The 16,263-nt window shown below is 42.6% G+C and carries 11 protein-coding genes; 1 reads left to right on the plus strand and 10 read right to left on the minus strand.

Annotated elements, in window-relative coordinates:
* Positions 1–443 precede the first annotated feature (443 nt).
* Positions 444–2,381, plus strand: a complete 1,938-nt coding sequence (locus tag GXP67_RS36075) for an alpha/beta hydrolase-fold protein (protein WP_162447625.1) — start codon at positions 444–446, stop codon at positions 2,379–2,381.
* 100 nt (positions 2,382–2,481) lie between these two features.
* Here GXP67_RS36075 and GXP67_RS37650 read toward each other — a convergent pair whose 3' ends face one another.
* From GXP67_RS37650 to GXP67_RS36120, 10 genes are all read right to left on the minus strand, one after another.
* A complete protein-coding gene (locus GXP67_RS37650) occupies positions 2,482–2,802 on the minus strand; it encodes a helix-turn-helix domain-containing protein (RefSeq protein ID WP_232064809.1) in 321 nt (106 codons plus the stop codon).
* 112 nt (positions 2,803–2,914) lie between these two features.
* Positions 2,915–3,085 carry a hypothetical protein gene (locus GXP67_RS37655; protein ID WP_232064810.1) on the minus strand — a complete coding sequence of 57 codons (171 nt, stop codon included), beginning with the start codon at positions 3,083–3,085 and terminating at the stop codon, positions 2,915–2,917.
* Between the two features lie 477 nt (positions 3,086–3,562).
* Positions 3,563–3,790 carry a hypothetical protein gene (locus GXP67_RS36085; protein ID WP_162447626.1) on the minus strand — a complete coding sequence of 76 codons (228 nt, stop codon included), beginning with the start codon at positions 3,788–3,790 and terminating at the stop codon, positions 3,563–3,565.
* A 101-nt stretch (positions 3,791–3,891) separates the two neighbouring features.
* A complete protein-coding gene (locus GXP67_RS36090; protein ID WP_162447627.1) occupies positions 3,892–5,352 on the minus strand; it encodes a RagB/SusD family nutrient uptake outer membrane protein in 1,461 nt (486 codons plus the stop codon).
* 20 nt (positions 5,353–5,372) lie between these two features.
* Positions 5,373–8,810: a SusC/RagA family TonB-linked outer membrane protein gene (locus GXP67_RS36095; protein ID WP_232064811.1), complete on the minus strand. Its 3,438-nt coding sequence runs from the start codon at positions 8,808–8,810 to the stop codon at positions 5,373–5,375.
* A 51-nt stretch (positions 8,811–8,861) separates the two neighbouring features.
* Positions 8,862–9,902 carry a FecR family protein gene (locus GXP67_RS36100; protein WP_162447628.1) on the minus strand — a complete coding sequence of 347 codons (1,041 nt, stop codon included), beginning with the start codon at positions 9,900–9,902 and terminating at the stop codon, positions 8,862–8,864.
* Positions 9,903–10,112: 210 nt separating this feature from the next.
* The gene (locus GXP67_RS36105) at positions 10,113–11,171 is read right to left on the minus strand and encodes an RNA polymerase sigma factor (RefSeq protein ID WP_162447629.1); all 1,059 of its coding nucleotides are present in this window, start codon (positions 11,169–11,171) and stop codon (positions 10,113–10,115) included.
* Between the two features lie 162 nt (positions 11,172–11,333).
* Positions 11,334–13,514, minus strand: coding sequence for a BamB-related PQQ repeat family beta-propellar protein (locus GXP67_RS36110; protein WP_162447630.1), 2,181 nt, complete (start codon positions 13,512–13,514; stop codon positions 11,334–11,336).
* 101 nt (positions 13,515–13,615) lie between these two features.
* Complete coding sequence (locus tag GXP67_RS36115) at positions 13,616–14,602, minus strand: hypothetical protein (protein WP_162447631.1); 987 nt, start codon at positions 14,600–14,602, stop codon at positions 13,616–13,618.
* 168 nt (positions 14,603–14,770) lie between these two features.
* Positions 14,771–16,135, minus strand: a complete 1,365-nt coding sequence (locus tag GXP67_RS36120; RefSeq protein ID WP_232064812.1) for an enolase C-terminal domain-like protein — start codon at positions 16,133–16,135, stop codon at positions 14,771–14,773.
* Positions 16,136–16,263 lie beyond the last annotated feature (128 nt).

Raw genomic sequence — 16,263 nt, forward strand, 5'->3', positions numbered from 1 at the left:
TCGAACAAGGAATCTTGAATGTAAAAGGAGGTACCTCGAAATTGGCTTCGCCGAACTCACGTTTCGAAGCTCCTTGTTCGATGTTCTTCTGTTCTTTTCTTAATAATTCTTAAATAAAAACCGAAATTCGCATTTTCCGATAACAGCTTATGCAGGAGCCACCTTATACAATCTTTGGGTCAGCATTGCCCATGAGCGAGCGGGTTATATAGAGTGGTGGATGCATAAGCGGGGCCTCTCCGGCCCAGGAGGAGAAAAGCAGTTATGCACAAAATTAGTTTTGCTAAGTATCCTGATTTTTCATATGGTTATAACCTCATTTGTAAACAAAATTGAAAGCGATGTCTGAAACGGCCTTACAATCCGGCTACCTTCAGGTAACCTAATCGCATTGAGTAATCATTCCAGGCAAGTAAGCCGCACCAGTCACACAATATAATACTATGAAGAAAATACTCCTACTGCTGATGGCAGTGCTAGCAAGCAGCCACCTTACGTTTTCACAACCCAGCGACAAAGAAATGCCTAAGGGTTTTGATCAGGTACGTTCCGGTATTCCCACAGGCAAAATTGATACGATTCAATATGAATCAAAAACGGTGGGTACAACCAGAAAAGCGTTGATTTATACGCCGCCGGGTTATCAGAAGAAAAAGAAATACCCCGTTTTTTACCTGCTGCATGGCATTGGCGGCGATGAAAAAGAATGGCTCAGGGGAGCTAACCCACAGGTGATTCTGGATAATCTGTATGCGGAGAAAAAGCTGGAACCTATGATTGTGGTGATGCCCAATGGCCGGGCTATGAAAGACGACCGGGCGGTGGGAAATGTGTTTGATAAAGAAAAGGTGGAAGCTTTCGCGACCTTTGAGAAAGACCTGCTTAATGACCTGATTCCCTATATTGAAAAGAACTACCGGGTATTAACAGACCGGGAGCACAGAGCCATTGCTGGTCTTTCAATGGGTGGTGGACAATCCCTAAATTTCGGTTTAGGCAACCTCAGCAAGTTTGCCTGGGTAGCTGGTTTTTCGTCAGCCCCCAACACCAAACAACCAGAGGAACTACTGCCAAATCCGGAAGAAGCTAAAAAGCAGCTGAAACTACTCTTTATCTCCTGTGGCGATAATGATAACCTGATTTCCGTCAGTAAACGCACGCACGATTACCTGTTTGAAAATAAGGTACCCCATATTTACTATATAGAGCCAGGTGTACATGATTTTAAAGTATGGAAAAATGGTTTGTATATGTTTTCCCAGTTTTTGTTTAAGCCCGTAGATGTTTCCTCTTTTTCCAGATATACCCTCCTGGGTTCTCCTGCTTCTACAAATGTACGTTCAGCAAAATACCCGCAGATTCTGCCCGACAACCGCGTAGTGTTTCGTGTAAAAGCCGTTGATGCCCAGAAAGTACAGATCGATCTGGGCAAAAAATACGATATGGTGAAAGATACCAGCGGCTTCTGGACTGTCACCACTGATTCTATCAGCCGGGGTTTTCATTATTATTCCTTATTGATTGATGGTGTAGCCGTAGTTGATCCGGCCAGTGAAACTTTTTACGGCATGGGACGCATGGCCAGCGGCATTGAAATTCCCTATGCTGAAGGAGGCTATTATGCCCTTAAAAACGTACCCCACGGCGACATCCGGACGAAACGCTACTATTCTACCGTTACTAATTCATGGCGACGGTTTAATATCTATACCCCTCCGGGATATGATGCCAATAGGGCTGAGAAGTACCCGGTACTCTATCTATTACACGGTGGTGGCGAAGATGAACGCGGGTGGGCTACACAGGGTAAGACAGACTTAATCCTTGATAACCTGATTGCAGATAAAAAAGCCAGACCCATGCTCATAGTGATGCTCGATGGAAATATGGGTGGAATGGGTGGAATGGGTGGACCGGCAGGATTTAACGAAAATGTATTACGGGCTTTTGAAAATGAATTGAAAGGGGCAGTTATACCTTTTGTGGAGAGTAACTACCGGGTAGCGGCTGATGCAAAAAGCAGGGCTCTGGCAGGTTTATCCATGGGCGGATTGCAGACCTTGTATGCTGGCATTAAAAACATGGAACTGTTTTCATCGCTTGGGGTATTCAGTTCGGGCTGGTTTGCCAATAATCCTACACTTTCTGACCCGCAGTATGCTTTTATGAAAGAAAATGCCTCTAATATTAATACCAACTTGAAACATTTATGGATTTCGATGGGAGGTAAAGAAGATATTGCCCATGAGAACTGCCGGGTAATGATGAAGAAGTTTGATGAACTGGGCATTAAATACCAGTACAGCGAATATGCCGGTGGTCATACCTGGCCGGTCTGGAGGCATGATCTGTTTGAGTTTGCCCAGCTTATTTTTAAATAAAGAATACACTTTGATACGAGGCGTACATCAAAACAAAAACCACTGAATATGCTAATAATGAAAGGGGCTGTATACTTTAATTTCTGAAGGAAGAAGGGCTTCAGCTGGTATGCTTTTTAAAGAAGTGGTTGAAATTGACCGCATCTTCAAAACCCAGCACATAACTGATCTCAGAAAGATTCCAGTTGCTATGCCTGAGAAGCATTTTGGCCTCGTTGGCTAAGCGCTCTGCAATGTGCGTAGTAGTGGTTTTTCCTGTGGTCAGTTTCAAGGCACAGTTTAAATGGTTCACATGCACCGACTGTTGCCTGGCATAATCATTTGGAGAACGCAGCTTGAAATCTTTATTTTTTGTGTCAATAGGAAACTGCCTTTTCAGAAGCTCTTTAAATACCGAGGCATTCCGGGCATTGGCATCCATATTTTAAGCAAGGGTTCAGAGGGTTTCAGTTTCAGGGCATAATGTACCAGCTCGGCCACATAATTGCGGATAAGGTCAAATTTAAATGCATATTCAGAGCCCACTTCCAATTTCATTTTTTGAAGATCTGGCTAACTGCTTTTTCCTGTACCCTGGTTAAAACATAACTCGGTTTTCCGCCCCAGCTAAACATAGGCAGGTCACGGATATTTCCCTTATATCGTTCGGTGAAGAAGGGTTCCCGGTAAATACAGAAATAGCCGTCGGCCTTTTCACTCAACACCTCGAACTTGTAAGGTACATCCGGGCTGAAAAAATCAGCGTTGATCCGGAAACTTCCATGGTTTTCTCTGCATAGTGATACAGATAATTTCCTCTCATGGGGGCAATTTTAAAAAAATCCCTGCGTCTTTTTTGTACCTGCGTCTCCGTTAAGCAGTCTTCAAAATCAAATAGTCTGAATGGTTCATTCATTAATTCATGCCCTTGATAGTTTTTTTTTAACTGTTGCGGTAAAACAAGAGCAAAGATTCAGGTTTCTCCATACTCAGGTGAGCTTGATAAAAGAAATACAGCTATTTGTAACATAGCAGCAGGTAAGGCTGAGTGTTAAGTATAGCGTATTTTTCTGGCAAGCTCACTTGAATCAACCCTTTAATTGCCTTATGATAATGACTGTACAGGCTTGAAATCTTATTAACATATATTCATTTGTTTAAATAATGAGTGAATGGTGGTTTGTTGAAATGTGTATTGATTGTTAGCGATTTATAGCATTACCTACTGACTGTATGACGAATTGTTTTGTGAAGTCTTTTATGAATATGTCATCCTCTTCGGCTTTCCTTTTGGTGAGCAGCAGTTGTGCATATTTTCCGGCAGGGTAACGAAACTTGTCGCTGTTATCATTGGCTGCCTGGTAGATCATTTCTACAATAACTGAGGCAGGTGAGGTCTCTTGTTGAGAAGGACCAAATCCCTGAAACATCGACTGAACCAGACTTTGATATTAGGTTAGCGTTTCATCGTTGCTGAACTCAAAATAATATCCTAATTGCCCTACTTGCCCATAGTTTAGATAATCCATTTTTATTGCAAATTAGGATTAGCGGAGACTTCGGTAATGGGCAGCGGAAATATATAGTCTTCTTTTGTAATGGATCCAATCGGATTCAGGTCCCAGGCATGTTTGCTGGCATTGGCAGTTTCTACCATTTCCAGGCGTACCAAATCAAACCAGCGTGTTCTTTCTGCGGCAAACTCCCAGGAACGTTCATTAATTACTGCCATGGCAAAATCTTCTGCGGATAAACCACTCAAGGGTTCTAAACCAGCTCTCTGGCGAACAGCATTTAATGCATCATACGCTTGCTGATTCGGACCTCCGGAACGGGCTTTTGCTTCTGCATAAATGGTTAATACATGGGCATACCGCATCATCACAAAAGGAAGAGAAGAAGCCCAGTCTTTTACATCGCCTTTTATCCAGAACTTTCCATAATACGGATGTTTTGTCTGGCTTTGTTCCCAGGGAACCATGGTTCCATCAGAAAGCTTAAACTGGGTGCGGAACGTAGCATTTTTTCTGGGTCCGGCAGGAAAATTATTAAAGAAATTAACTTCTGCAAAATAATCATCCCAACCAGATTCTTCTCCTGGCATAGCTGGGAAGCCGTAAGTAGCATTGGTAGCCTGGCCTACACCTTTAAAGGCTGATAATTGAAACACATGTTCTGGCAAAGTTGCCACGGTGGGGTCATTGTCAAATAAGGCGGCAAAGGTAGGCACCAGGTCAAATCCGTAGCTTGCTTTATTGTCTATTACTTCTTTTGCTTTTGCCGCAGCCAGCGCATATTTGGAAGCATCTTTTAAGGGCCATCCTGCCATGGTCAGGTATACATCCGCTAACAGTGCTTTTACAGAACCTTTATTTGGCCTGCCTGCATCTCTTTTGGTGTTTTGAATGAGTTCTTCTGCCTGCAATAAATCACTCACTATTAACTCATACACTTTATCGGGACCAGTTTTGCTAATGGTGAGCATATCCATGGTAAACTCAGCTTTTGTAACCAACGGAATATCTTTATATAATCTCACCAGCCAGTAATAGGATAAGGCACGCAGAAAATAAGCTTCGCCTACAATTTGTTGTATTTGCGCCTGGTCGCCGGTCGTATTTTGATAGTTAGCTAAAATATTGTTTGCGCCCTGAATGGTTTTATAACAGCCATTATATAGGTTACCTGTCCGGCTATTACCGGCAGAAACCGCGAACTGATCAAACTCCCTGAATTCTTGCTTGTTACTGGCAGGATGGGTAGTAACATCGTCGCCACCCATCGTAGCGCCTATGGCGGTTGGGTGCAGAAAGCCAGTACCCCAGGTTTGTGTTAAGCCTTTGTACGCCCCGGTTAATGCAGCATCTAATCCTTGTACAGAAGATAAAGCGGCTGTGCCCACTAATTGTCCTTGCAGGTCCTCTTCCAGGAAATCATTACAACCAGCGCCTGCTAATAAAACGGATATAAATAATATTTTTAGATTTTTCATTTTCTTATAAGTAGATAGGATTAAAAAGTAAGATTGAGACCTGCTGTATAAATCTTTGAGTTGGGATAAGCTCCATAATCGATACCTAATGCCGTATCAGACCCATTTACAGAGCTGGATTCAGGATCAATTCCTTTGTATTTGGTGATGGTAATTAAATTGGTGCCACTTACAAATACCCGGATGGTGCCTACATTCCGAATCCATGAAGATGGCAGATTGTAGGATAAGCTGATGTTCTTTAATCGGACAAAATCCCCTTTTTCCATAAACCTGGTAGACTGGGTATATACCCTGTTTGTGATGCTGAAAGCAGGAATATCTGATGTTTCATTTACGCCTGGAATGTAGCGGTTTTTGATATCTTCCAGAATGGGCTGACGGGCATCCGCAGAGCCTGCAATCGCCGCTGCTCTGGTATAATTGAGTTTATCCACGCCAAAAATGCCCTGGAAAAATATATTGAGCGTAAGTCCTTTATAGGTGAACGTATTGTTCCAACCTGCGGAAGTTCTGGGTATGCCACTGCCTATGATCTGGAAATCCTGGGTATTAATGGCTCCGTCATCATTCAAATCCTGGTATCTGGAATCACCTGTTTTCTCCCCGTATCTGGAGGCTTCATCTGCCTGGCCGGGCTTCCAGGTACCCAGATATTTCAGGCCCCAATACGCACCCAGCGCTTGTCCTGGTGCATACACATATTCAGATTGGGTAGACATGCCAGCGCCTACATTTGTATTGGTAAAGAGCTTATCTGCAATACCTCCTATGCTCACTACGGTATTTTTTACATTGGAAATATTAAAGGCACTTGTCCAGTTAAAATCTCCTACTTCAAGCACGGTAGCTCCTAAAGAAAACTCCCATCCTTTATTCTGAATTTCACCCAGATTCTGGGCAATATTCCCTCCGCCTACATAACCGGGTAAGGGCTGATTCAATAATAGGTCAGTGGTATTTTTAACAAAATAATCTCCTTCCAGGGTGATTCTTCCCTTCAGGAATTCCATTTCTGCGCCAATATTGAATTGCTCGGTGGTTTCCCACTTTAATTTAGGATTTCCAGGATTTCCCAGCATAATTCCACTGGAAGCACCTGTATTGTTAAAGGCAACCAATGGACTTGTGTTATAGGTGGATTGGGTTGCATACGAGTTGATCGCCTGGCTTCCGGTTAAACCCCAGCTGCCTCTGATTTTGAAATTATTGAATACATTCAGGTTCTTTAAAAATGGCTCTTCGGATACTCTCCAGCCTACGGCAATAGATGGGAATACGCTGTATCTATTGCTTTTCTGAAATTTGGAAGACCCATCTCTCCGTAACGTACCAGAAATTAAGTATTTATCCTTGAATGAATAATTTACCCGGCCTAAATAAGATAACAATGTCCATTTGGAATATCCTGAACCTATGGCATACGAACCAGCTAACCCAATATTATAATAGCCGAGGGAGGCATCTTTTAAGGTATTCCCTGTCGCATTGAAAGAATTGCTGGTAAACTGCTGTGTTTCAAATACGCCTACCGCATCAATGGTATGCACTTCATTAAAGGTACGTTTGTAGCTTAGGGCATTGGTGCTTTGCAGGGTGATCTGTTCGGTAGATGCCCGGTAGGCACTTGGGTTATTTCTGGATACAAAGTTGCCATTAAATGTTTTATCCTGTTGATTTAAATAATTGACAGCCAGCTGCACATCTAAAGCTAGTCCTTTAATAAACTCATACCTGGCCCCTCCTACTATATTTCCAAGCGAACGTTCCTGATCAATTTGCCTGTCATTGATAAGTGCTACGGGGTTTGTGCCTACTGAACCCAACGGGTCATTCATGGTATATCCTCCGGTTGCATCCTTCACTGGCGTAGTCGGAGACCAGGCCAATGCCTGCACCACTGGATTACTTGTACCTGTCAGGATGCCAGTATTATGATTGATCAATCGGGAGCCTGTTACATTCAGCCGCAACGAAAATTTTTCGGATACCTGGGAAGCGATGTTCGACCGGATGGAATACCGCTGGTAATCTGTATTTTGAATGATCCCTTCCTGATTAAGATAGTTGCCAGAGATAAGAAACGTTGTTTTTTCATTTCCACCCGAAACACCTAATTGGTGTTCTTGCCCAAGCGCTGTCCTGAATATTTCGTCTTGCCAGTCGGTGCCGCCAGTTCTTCTGAATTCATCTACCTGATTTTGTGTAAAAACCTGTGAAGTACCAGTTGCTGCGGCACGTTCGTTAACTACCTGTGCAAAATCTCCGGCACTTAAGGTATTGTACAAGCCAATTACGTTTGAGGTAGATACCTGTCTGTTATAGTTTACCTTAATGCCACCTTTTGCGCCTCGTTTGGTAGTTATAATGACGACACCATTGGCTCCCCGGCTTCCATAAATAGCCGTAGATGAAGCATCTTTTAACACCTGAATAGATTCGATATCATTGGGATTGATCGTAGTAAAATCAGCGCCTACATAGCCGTCTACTACATATAAGGGGTTGTTGTCTCCGAAAATGGAATTAGCTCCTCTTACCCTGATTCTTACGCCACCTCCCGGAGCCCCACTGGCATTGGTTACTTGTACGCCGGTAGCCCTGCCCTGCAAAATCTGGTCTACACGGGTAACAGGCTGGGCTTCAAATTCCTTTACAGATATAGAAGCTAGAGAACCAGTTACATCTGTTTTCCGCTGTGTACCATAACCTACCACTACCACTTCGCTCAACGATTGAATATCAGGCATGAGCGACACATCAATGGTTGCCCGGTTATTGATCGGCACTTCTTCGGTAGTAAAGCCAATATAAGAGAAAACCAGGGTGCCATTTCCATCCGGCGCATTCAGTGAATATTTGCCATCTACATCGGTAGTTGTACCCTGGCTGGTTCCTTTAATTACTACGTTTACACCAGGTAAATTCTGTCCCTGGTCGTCCGTAACTTTTCCGCTTATGCCTAACACGGCTGCATGGTTACTCATTAATTGGACACTTGCCAGGTTTTCTAATGCCTCAAACTGGAACAGGTTTCTTGATGAGGAAAAAGGTTCTTTCTCAATTCTTTTAATTTCTTTCCTCTGCTTTTTTGAATAAATCAAGTAATTATTTTCGCTGAATTTTTCAAAAGTAAGCTCCAGCGGCTGCAATATTTCTGTAAGTGTTTTGTCCAGATTATTGCCGGTAAATGGCTGCTTTTGTACCGCTTTTCCTTCCAGAATCTGCTTTTCGTAATCGAATTTGACTTTATAGTGGGTAGACAATTCAGACAGGACTGTAATGAGTGACTTGTTATCCTGTAGCTGTTGTTTGCCCGGCTTTCTTTCGGGCATTGCTCTGTAAGAAGCTAGTTCCTGAGCCATGGATTGTAAAGGGATGCTGCTGATAGCGATCAGCCACATTAACAGGATTTTTTTAGACAAGGAGTACCTTGCAGGTGTTAAATGTGTGCTCATAGAATATAAAATTTGGTTAGATTTCAAGTTTGTTTCGGTTAAAAGAATGCATTATTTTTCATTGCTTTTCAGCATTACGCTATTCTCATTTCTGGTCACCCTGGCATCAAAAATTTTGGAGAGTTTAGATAAAAGAATGTCTACTTTATCAGCAGGCGTAGAACCTGTATATCGTCTGTTCAGCAAGGTTGAATCCTGTATGTCTACCTTAAGGCCGTAATTATCTTCCAGCGTTTGTGCAATTTGCCAGAGGGGCGTATCATCAAAAGTGAGGATATTATTTTGCCAGGCGGTATAGGCTTCTGGCTGTACAATCCGGTTGGTAATGATTTCTTCTTTGTCAGAAATTTCTACCAGCTGCCCTGGTTGCATAATCACATTCTTGACCTGGTTATTGCTTTCCAGGTTGAGTTTAACTTTGCCCGAACTCAACACTACTCTGGTATTACCCCGGCGGTTATTTACATTGAATGTAGTGCCGAGTACTTCTATACTGGCATCCTCTGAGGTAATGACAATAAACTTCTGGTGATTGGCTGTATGTACCACCGAGAAAAAGGCCTCCCCTTCCAGGCGAACTTCCCTGTTTTGTGTATCAGTCCATTTATCAGCTAATTCAAGCCTGGAGTTTGCATTTAGTGTGACTACCGACTGATCTGGCAAGGTTATCGTCTTGGTTTCTCTATAGCCAGTAGTATAGATAATGGTAGCGTTAAACTTAAAAGTATAGAGTAAAAAACCTGCAATCATGATTATCCCAATCCATACAGCGGCCATCTTGACCAAGCGATTATGAATGAAGCTTCTGTGAGAATTAACTTTTTCAGGCTTGATAAAGGGTTCTTCCTGAATGGTATGAGTAATCCGTTTAAAAATATCTTCTACCCGGTGTTCCTCTAAAACCGTAGTCTTGAATCCCATCAGCAATACCAGTTCTCTGGCTTCTTCTACAATAGGTTTTTTTTGGGGATGTTGTGCCAGCCATGTTTCCCAGAATTGATTGGTAGCTGCATTGGGATGGTTTACCCATTGTTCAAAAAAACGATCAGCAGCAAAATCTTCTACTGAATACTCTGAGTAATCTTTAGCCATGAGGGTAAATTTTCAGTTTACCGGCCTTTATTGCCGGCCTCTTTATACCAAGAGACACAGACCCTCTGCTTTTCCCATGCTTTTTATAAATATTTTTTGTTTTTTTTAAATCTTAGAAAGAAATAACACACAGCATATAAAACTTATATGCGAGCGGTACACAGATTACATTCTTTATCAGCTTTAGCTGATTATATTACCTGTTTTGAATCAGAACAAGAGAGGGAGAAAAGAGGAAATAGAAGTACTAAAATGATGGAGCATCAACAAAACGGGAATCAGATGCACAAGATTTTTACGAAGTTCAGACAGCGCCATGTACACAAAATTATAGGCAGTTTTCACTGTAATGGACATCACCGAAGCAATTTCTTCGTAGGAAAAACCTTCATAAAACCGTAAAAAGATGGCTTCCCGTTGCCTATCTGAAAGGGTACGTAAGGCGGCTGCCAGGTTTTTTTCTTGCTCCTGGGTAATCTGACTGGTGATAAGGGCAAATTCGTGGGAAAAAACAAACTCAAAATTATAGTCTTCAACAAGATAGTGTTGTGCAGATTTTTTTCCTAACGAACGGATGAGCTTCCGTTTCAAGGATTTAAAAAGATAATACTTGATAGAATTCACTTCACACAGATTTTGCCGGCTTTTCCAGAGTTCTACAAATAAATCATGTATACAATCTTCTACAAGTGCCCGATCGGACGTGATTTTGCTGCCAAAATTATATAGGGGCTGAATATGTTTTTTATAAATACTGGTAAAGGCTGTATAATCTCCTTTTTTAAAATCCTCCCATATTTTCCTATCTTCAGTTATCCCTTCTGTTATTTTACTATTCAGTAAGTACTTGTTTTCAGCCATAGAGGTTTGGAGCATGTCTTCCAGAAGCTGGCGGCAAAAAAATACATCCACCCGTTGCATACACCTTTTAGCATCATTCCAAATAAAGATTTCCTGCCCATTGCTCTGATAGGCAAATGGACGGAAAGGCTGTTTTTTTTCAAGCTGATTGATATACTCTACTGCTTTGTATTCTCCAATCTCTAAGTCCTTGCAGGTAAACTGAACTTCGATAATAGCTAATACTTGTCCATTCTCCCGGTAGAGGCAATAATCATATAAACCGGACTCTGAAGATTGAATATAGGTAACTAAAGGGAGTGTAAGCGATACCTGAGAGGGATCATCCGTTTTCCATCCTGCCTGCTGCAACAGCTGACTAATCGTAACATGTAGGGAATGTATATCCTTTAGTGTATGTGCAGCCATTGGAGCTATTGAGTTCTGATTTCCATGTAAAGGAATGCTATTATACTATAAAATAAATATAGATAAATATTTATTTTATCCAAATTGAAAAATTTACTATTGGTACAGTACCCATTTTAACGGATATATTAGCCTCTGGCTGGAATGTTAAATTGAATATGTTTATTTACCGGACGGCAAGGCAAATGCCATGTATAAGCCACCAGGTTTGTGGCCATTTTTGACTCCGCCAGCAGCAATTACCACATATTGTTTACCTGCTGCCTGATACGTAATGGGTGTTGCAAAACCTCCGGCCGGAAGCTGGTATTCCCAGACTACTTTTCCGGTTTTTTTATCAAAGGCACGGAATTTTTCATCTTTTGTTCCTCCAATAAATAGCAATCCGCCTGCGGTTGCTACCGGGCCGCCATAATTTTCGGTTCCTGTTTGCAGAATACTTTTTTTGGCTAATTCCGGAAATTCACCCAGAGGCACTTTCCATAGATATTCGCCGGTATTCAGGTCAATCGCATTCAGGGTTCCCCAGGGTGGTTTTACTGCCGGATATCCATTGGGATCAAAGAATTTTACCCAGCCATTGTTAACAAAAGGCGGTTCATAGGGAAATTTGGCTTTCTTTTCTGCAGATACTTCAGGTGCTTGCCCATGTTCAGGGGAAGAATTTGACTTATTTTCTATGTTAAGCAAGTAACTTACAATTGCATTGCGGTCTCTGCCAGACAGATGGGCAAAAGCAGGCATACGGCCTTTGCCGGTTTTGATGGTGGTTTGAATTTCTTCCTTTGAAAGCCGGTTTCCAATATTCACCAGACTGGGATAGCCTTGTCCACTTCCTTTCCGGTCTACCCCATGGCAGGATACACAATTTGTCTGGTAAAGGGTTTTTCCCATGGAAGTGATCTCTTTGTTTCTGGTGGCAATATCCACCATGCGTAGATCCCAAACCGCTTCATTCGAATTCTGATACAAGATTCCCTCCGGATCTGCAGCGTTGCCTCCCCACTCGGCACCTCCGCCCATGCCATAAATCAAGGTACCTTCCATACTGGGTGGCATATACTTATTGCCGGAACGGGTTTGCCTGAACCGCTCTTTTACAAAAGCATTTGCTTCAGGCGATATATCCGTTATATCTGCTTCTGTAAATACTTGCCTGGAAAAAGGAGCAGGCTTTAAAGGAAAAGGTTGGGTAGGCCAGGGATGTTCCCCTGGCAAGGCATCAGCCGTTGAGACCGGCCGTTCTTCTACCGGAAAAAGCGGTTTTCCTGTATCCCGGTCAAGCAGGAAGATCAGGCCATCTTTGGTAGCTTGCGCCACAGCATCTATTTTTCGTCCATTATGAGTGACCGTTACCAGGTTGGGCGGACAAGGCAAATCACGGTCCCATAGATCATGATGCACGGTCTGGAAATGCCATACCCGTTTACCAGTTTCGGCATTAAGGGCAAGAATACAATTAGCAAACAGATTTTGTCCTTTCCGGTTGCCGCCATAAAAATCAAAAGAAGCAGAGCCCGTTCCCATATACACAATCCCCCGCTTTTCGTCTAGCACCATACCACTCCATGCATTTGCACCGCCTATGTTTTTATACGCCTCCGGTGGCCAGGTTTCGTAACCCACTTCGCCAGGCTGGGGGATGGTATGAAAAATCCACCGCAATTTTCCGGTCCGGACATCAAATCCCCGAACATGGCCTGGCGCTGCATCGCCAAATTCCGATACAGACGAACCCAGAACAAGAACATCTTTATAAATCACGCCAGGAGAAGTAGCAGTTACCGATAGATTTTTTACTTCAAATGCTACATTTTCCCCCAGGCCTTCATGTAAATCCACTTCACCGTTTGTACCAAAACTGGTAATAGGTTCGCCCGTCAGCGCATGGATGGCATACAGTGTAGGACCGGCTGTGTAAAGAATGCGTTTATCATTTCCATCTTCCCAGTACATTACTCCTCTGTTAGAATGATACCTGGGTCCTTTATTTTTAAAGGGATCAAATCTCCAGAGCTGTTTTCCGGTAGCCGCATCCAAGGCAAATAATTTTAGCATAGGCGAAGTTCCATACAATACACCCTGTACCACAATGGGCTGGCATTGAATCTCCATCGCTCTTCCGGTTTTATTTTCTGTAGAATCTTCAGCTGCCTTATAGGTCCAGGCAACCTGGAGTTGAGATACATTCTGGAGAGTAATCTGGTTGAGGGTAGAATACCGGTTACCGGCGTTATTGCCACCATAAACTGGCCAATCCTGAGTAGTTTTTTGCTGATTTTGGGAAGTGCAGTTAATAAGCCCTACCCAAACCATTACAAATAGGTAAAAAGACCTCTTCATAAAAATAAAGAATCAATAAAAACGTAGAATAACTATCTCACTGTGCCTGCCATTGATTGGAAGTATTATTCACTCGTCAGAAATATATTGTGAGGTATAGCTTATTTAGAAGAGTTGGGCAGGGTATAAAATTCATAAGTGATGTTCCAGGTAATTTCTTCCCCAGGCTTAGCCTGTATATCAATATAAGGTTCGGGGCAAGAGGTAGTATAACACGACCAGAATACAATTTTTGATAGGGGTTGATCGCCGGTTATTCTTACACCTGCCCCTGATTTCTGGTTTTCAATTCTAAAATCATAGTCTTTTGCAGTGGTGCCAAAGCCCTGTACATTGTTATTAAACGCATTTTCGCCTTTCTGTAACTGCCGCAAATACACAATTTGCTTGCTTTGTACTTCAGCAAGCCCTTCTTTGCCTAAACCTCCTTTCGCTTCTACTTCAAAAGGAAAAGTGGTAAGGATTCCTGGTCCGGTAGGCTCTTTATCAATGACAAAGAAATTATGGTTGTAGGTTTTGGTTTCTATACTCCGGCTGCCCGTATTTTTCAAGCGGTGCTCCAGAATGAGTTGCGGCTTTCCTTTCACAAGACGTACATTTTTCTGATATCTGTAGGAATAGCCTGTGGCCTCTTTTAGCTCATGTACAAACTGAACCTGGTCTTTCTTTTTGCTTACTGACCATTTGCCAGGATTGGTGATTTCATAAGGATTAGCAAAATGGTATTTAGGTGCATCTCCTTTCCGTAATGCTCCCACCCCAATAATTACAAAATCATCTCCGGGCTTTGCTTGCTCATATCCTATGGGTACAAATGCTTCCACCGGGCCAGTAATGGCATCATGAATCTTAGGGTCATGTTTTTCAAACCAGGGTCCAAAGTAATTATGTTCTTTGTAGGTAAGGCTACCAATCACTCCTGACCAGTCGAATCTGGTTCCCTGGTAATAGCCATTCTTTGCATCGGGCAAATACAATGTAGCTTGTATTACGCCATTGGTAATATGGGCCTGCGGAAAATCTGCCTGAATGGAGATGGCACTTACCAGACCGATAAGCAAACAACTCATAATTAGAACTCTTCTCATAGATGAACTTAACTGGCTGCTTATAATTATACGTTTTGCATTTTATACAAGGTGGCTTATTTGCTTTTGCCAACTGTCTATACACAACCAGCATACGCAAATAAGCCACTCTGAAAATTACATAGTTTATGAGTTTATGTATAATTTCAACTGGAAGCCATAAGAAAATTAAGGCCGGATACTAGTACCATCCCGCTTGCGCACCTGCCAGTTAGATTTTGTACTGATCGGATACTTAGCAGCTGCCTTTTCGTTTATATCTACGCCAATTCCCGGTACCTCATTCACAAACATATACCCATTTTTTACAGTCGGGCAACCAGGGAATACTTCCTGCAGCTTTTCGTTAAATCTGCCAGCCTCCTGAATACCAAAATTCCAGGTAGCAAAGTCCATATGCGTATGAGCCGAATGCCCAACCGGCGAAACATCTCCTGGTCCGTGCCAGGCTGTTTTTACATTAAACCACTCTCCTAGCCTGGCTACTTTCATAGCCGGGGTAATGCCTCCGATCTGGGAAACGTGTATGCGGATATAGTCGAATAATTGCTCCGCCATCGGCTCTTTAAACTCATTGATATTATTGAACAACTCTCCCATGGCAATGGGTACAGAAGTGGTCTGGCGAAGCGTCTTAAACCATTTCATATTTTCCGGAGAGAAAGGATCTTCAATAAAGAAGGGGCTATATTCTTCCAGTTTCTTAATCATATTAATGGCATCCATCGGTTCTACCCGTTCATGAATATCATGCAATAGTTCTACGTCTTCCCCACACCGTTTGCGTACCACTTCGAACATTTTAGGCACTGATTTCAGATAGGTTTTCTGGTCCATAAATACATCGGATTCACTGGCAAATTTCGCTTCTTTAAAATCCGGTTTTTGTGCCAGGTGTGCCGCCCCATAGCCTCCTTGCTGAATCCGTACATGCCGGAAACCTTCTGCCATAAATTTCTGCACATTATCTGCCAGTTCTTCGGGAGTGTTTCCATTTGCATGGGCATAAGTATCTACCCCGAAACGGCATTTACCCCCCAATAACTGATAAACCGGCATATTCGCCCGTTTTCCTTTTATATCCCACAGTGCCTGATCCAGGCCACTCAATGCATTATTCAACACCGGACCATTCCTCCAGTACGAACTCACATAGGCCGAATGCCACATGTCTTCTATATTATCCACATCCCGGCCTACACAAAATTCACTCAGGTATTTATCGATGGCTGTTACTACGGCAAAAGCACGTTGTGTAAAGGTGGCACAACCTAACCCATAGAGTCCTGGCTCAGAGGTTTCTACTTTTACTACAATTAAGTTAGAACCTGCCGGTGCGGTGGCAATTGCTTTTACACTTGTAATTTTTAAGGGAGGCAAGCCTTTGGCATAGGAGGGCTGTACTTTGCTGGCACGGGCTTCTGCAGGAGAAGTTCCTCCAAACATTCCCAATAGGCCTGTTGCGGCTCCTAGGCCCAGGGTTTTCATGGCATCCCGGCGGCTATTTTCCATTGATGGTTCTTTTTTCTTCATAAAAATTAATTAACTGAAATGTAAATGGACAAAAATATAGGCATTGTTTATTAAAAACCGAGGCATTCTTTAAATTTATAGTTAAAACAGGCTGATTACCTGTAATCAAGTAAAAGTCACAGGTAATA

Origin of the sequence: Rhodocytophaga rosea (genome assembly GCF_010119975.1) — a bacterium.
Lineage (GTDB): Bacteria > Bacteroidota > Bacteroidia > Cytophagales > 172606-1 > Rhodocytophaga > Rhodocytophaga rosea.

What these genes read in the sequence shown, in the direction of transcription:
- GXP67_RS36075 (WP_162447625.1), top strand. Translation starts at nt 444, where the DNA reads ATGAAGAAAATACTCCTACTGCTGATGGCAGTGCTAGCAAGCAGCCAC.
- GXP67_RS37650 (WP_232064809.1), bottom strand. Translation starts at nt 2,802, where the DNA reads ATGGATGCCAATGCCCGGAATGCCTCGGTATTTAAAGAGCTTCTGAAA.
- GXP67_RS36085 (WP_162447626.1), bottom strand. Translation starts at nt 3,790, where the DNA reads ATGTTTCAGGGATTTGGTCCTTCTCAACAAGAGACCTCACCTGCCTCA.
- GXP67_RS36090 (WP_162447627.1), bottom strand. Translation starts at nt 5,352, where the DNA reads ATGAAAAATCTAAAAATATTATTTATATCCGTTTTATTAGCAGGCGCT.
- GXP67_RS36095 (WP_232064811.1), bottom strand. Translation starts at nt 8,810, where the DNA reads ATGAGCACACATTTAACACCTGCAAGGTACTCCTTGTCTAAAAAAATC.
- GXP67_RS36100 (WP_162447628.1), bottom strand. Translation starts at nt 9,902, where the DNA reads ATGGCTAAAGATTACTCAGAGTATTCAGTAGAAGATTTTGCTGCTGAT.
- GXP67_RS36105 (WP_162447629.1), bottom strand. Translation starts at nt 11,171, where the DNA reads ATGGCTGCACATACACTAAAGGATATACATTCCCTACATGTTACGATT.
- GXP67_RS36110 (WP_162447630.1), bottom strand. Translation starts at nt 13,514, where the DNA reads ATGAAGAGGTCTTTTTACCTATTTGTAATGGTTTGGGTAGGGCTTATT.
- GXP67_RS36115 (WP_162447631.1), bottom strand. Translation starts at nt 14,602, where the DNA reads ATGAGAAGAGTTCTAATTATGAGTTGTTTGCTTATCGGTCTGGTAAGT.
- GXP67_RS36120 (WP_232064812.1), bottom strand. Translation starts at nt 16,135, where the DNA reads ATGAAGAAAAAAGAACCATCAATGGAAAATAGCCGCCGGGATGCCATG.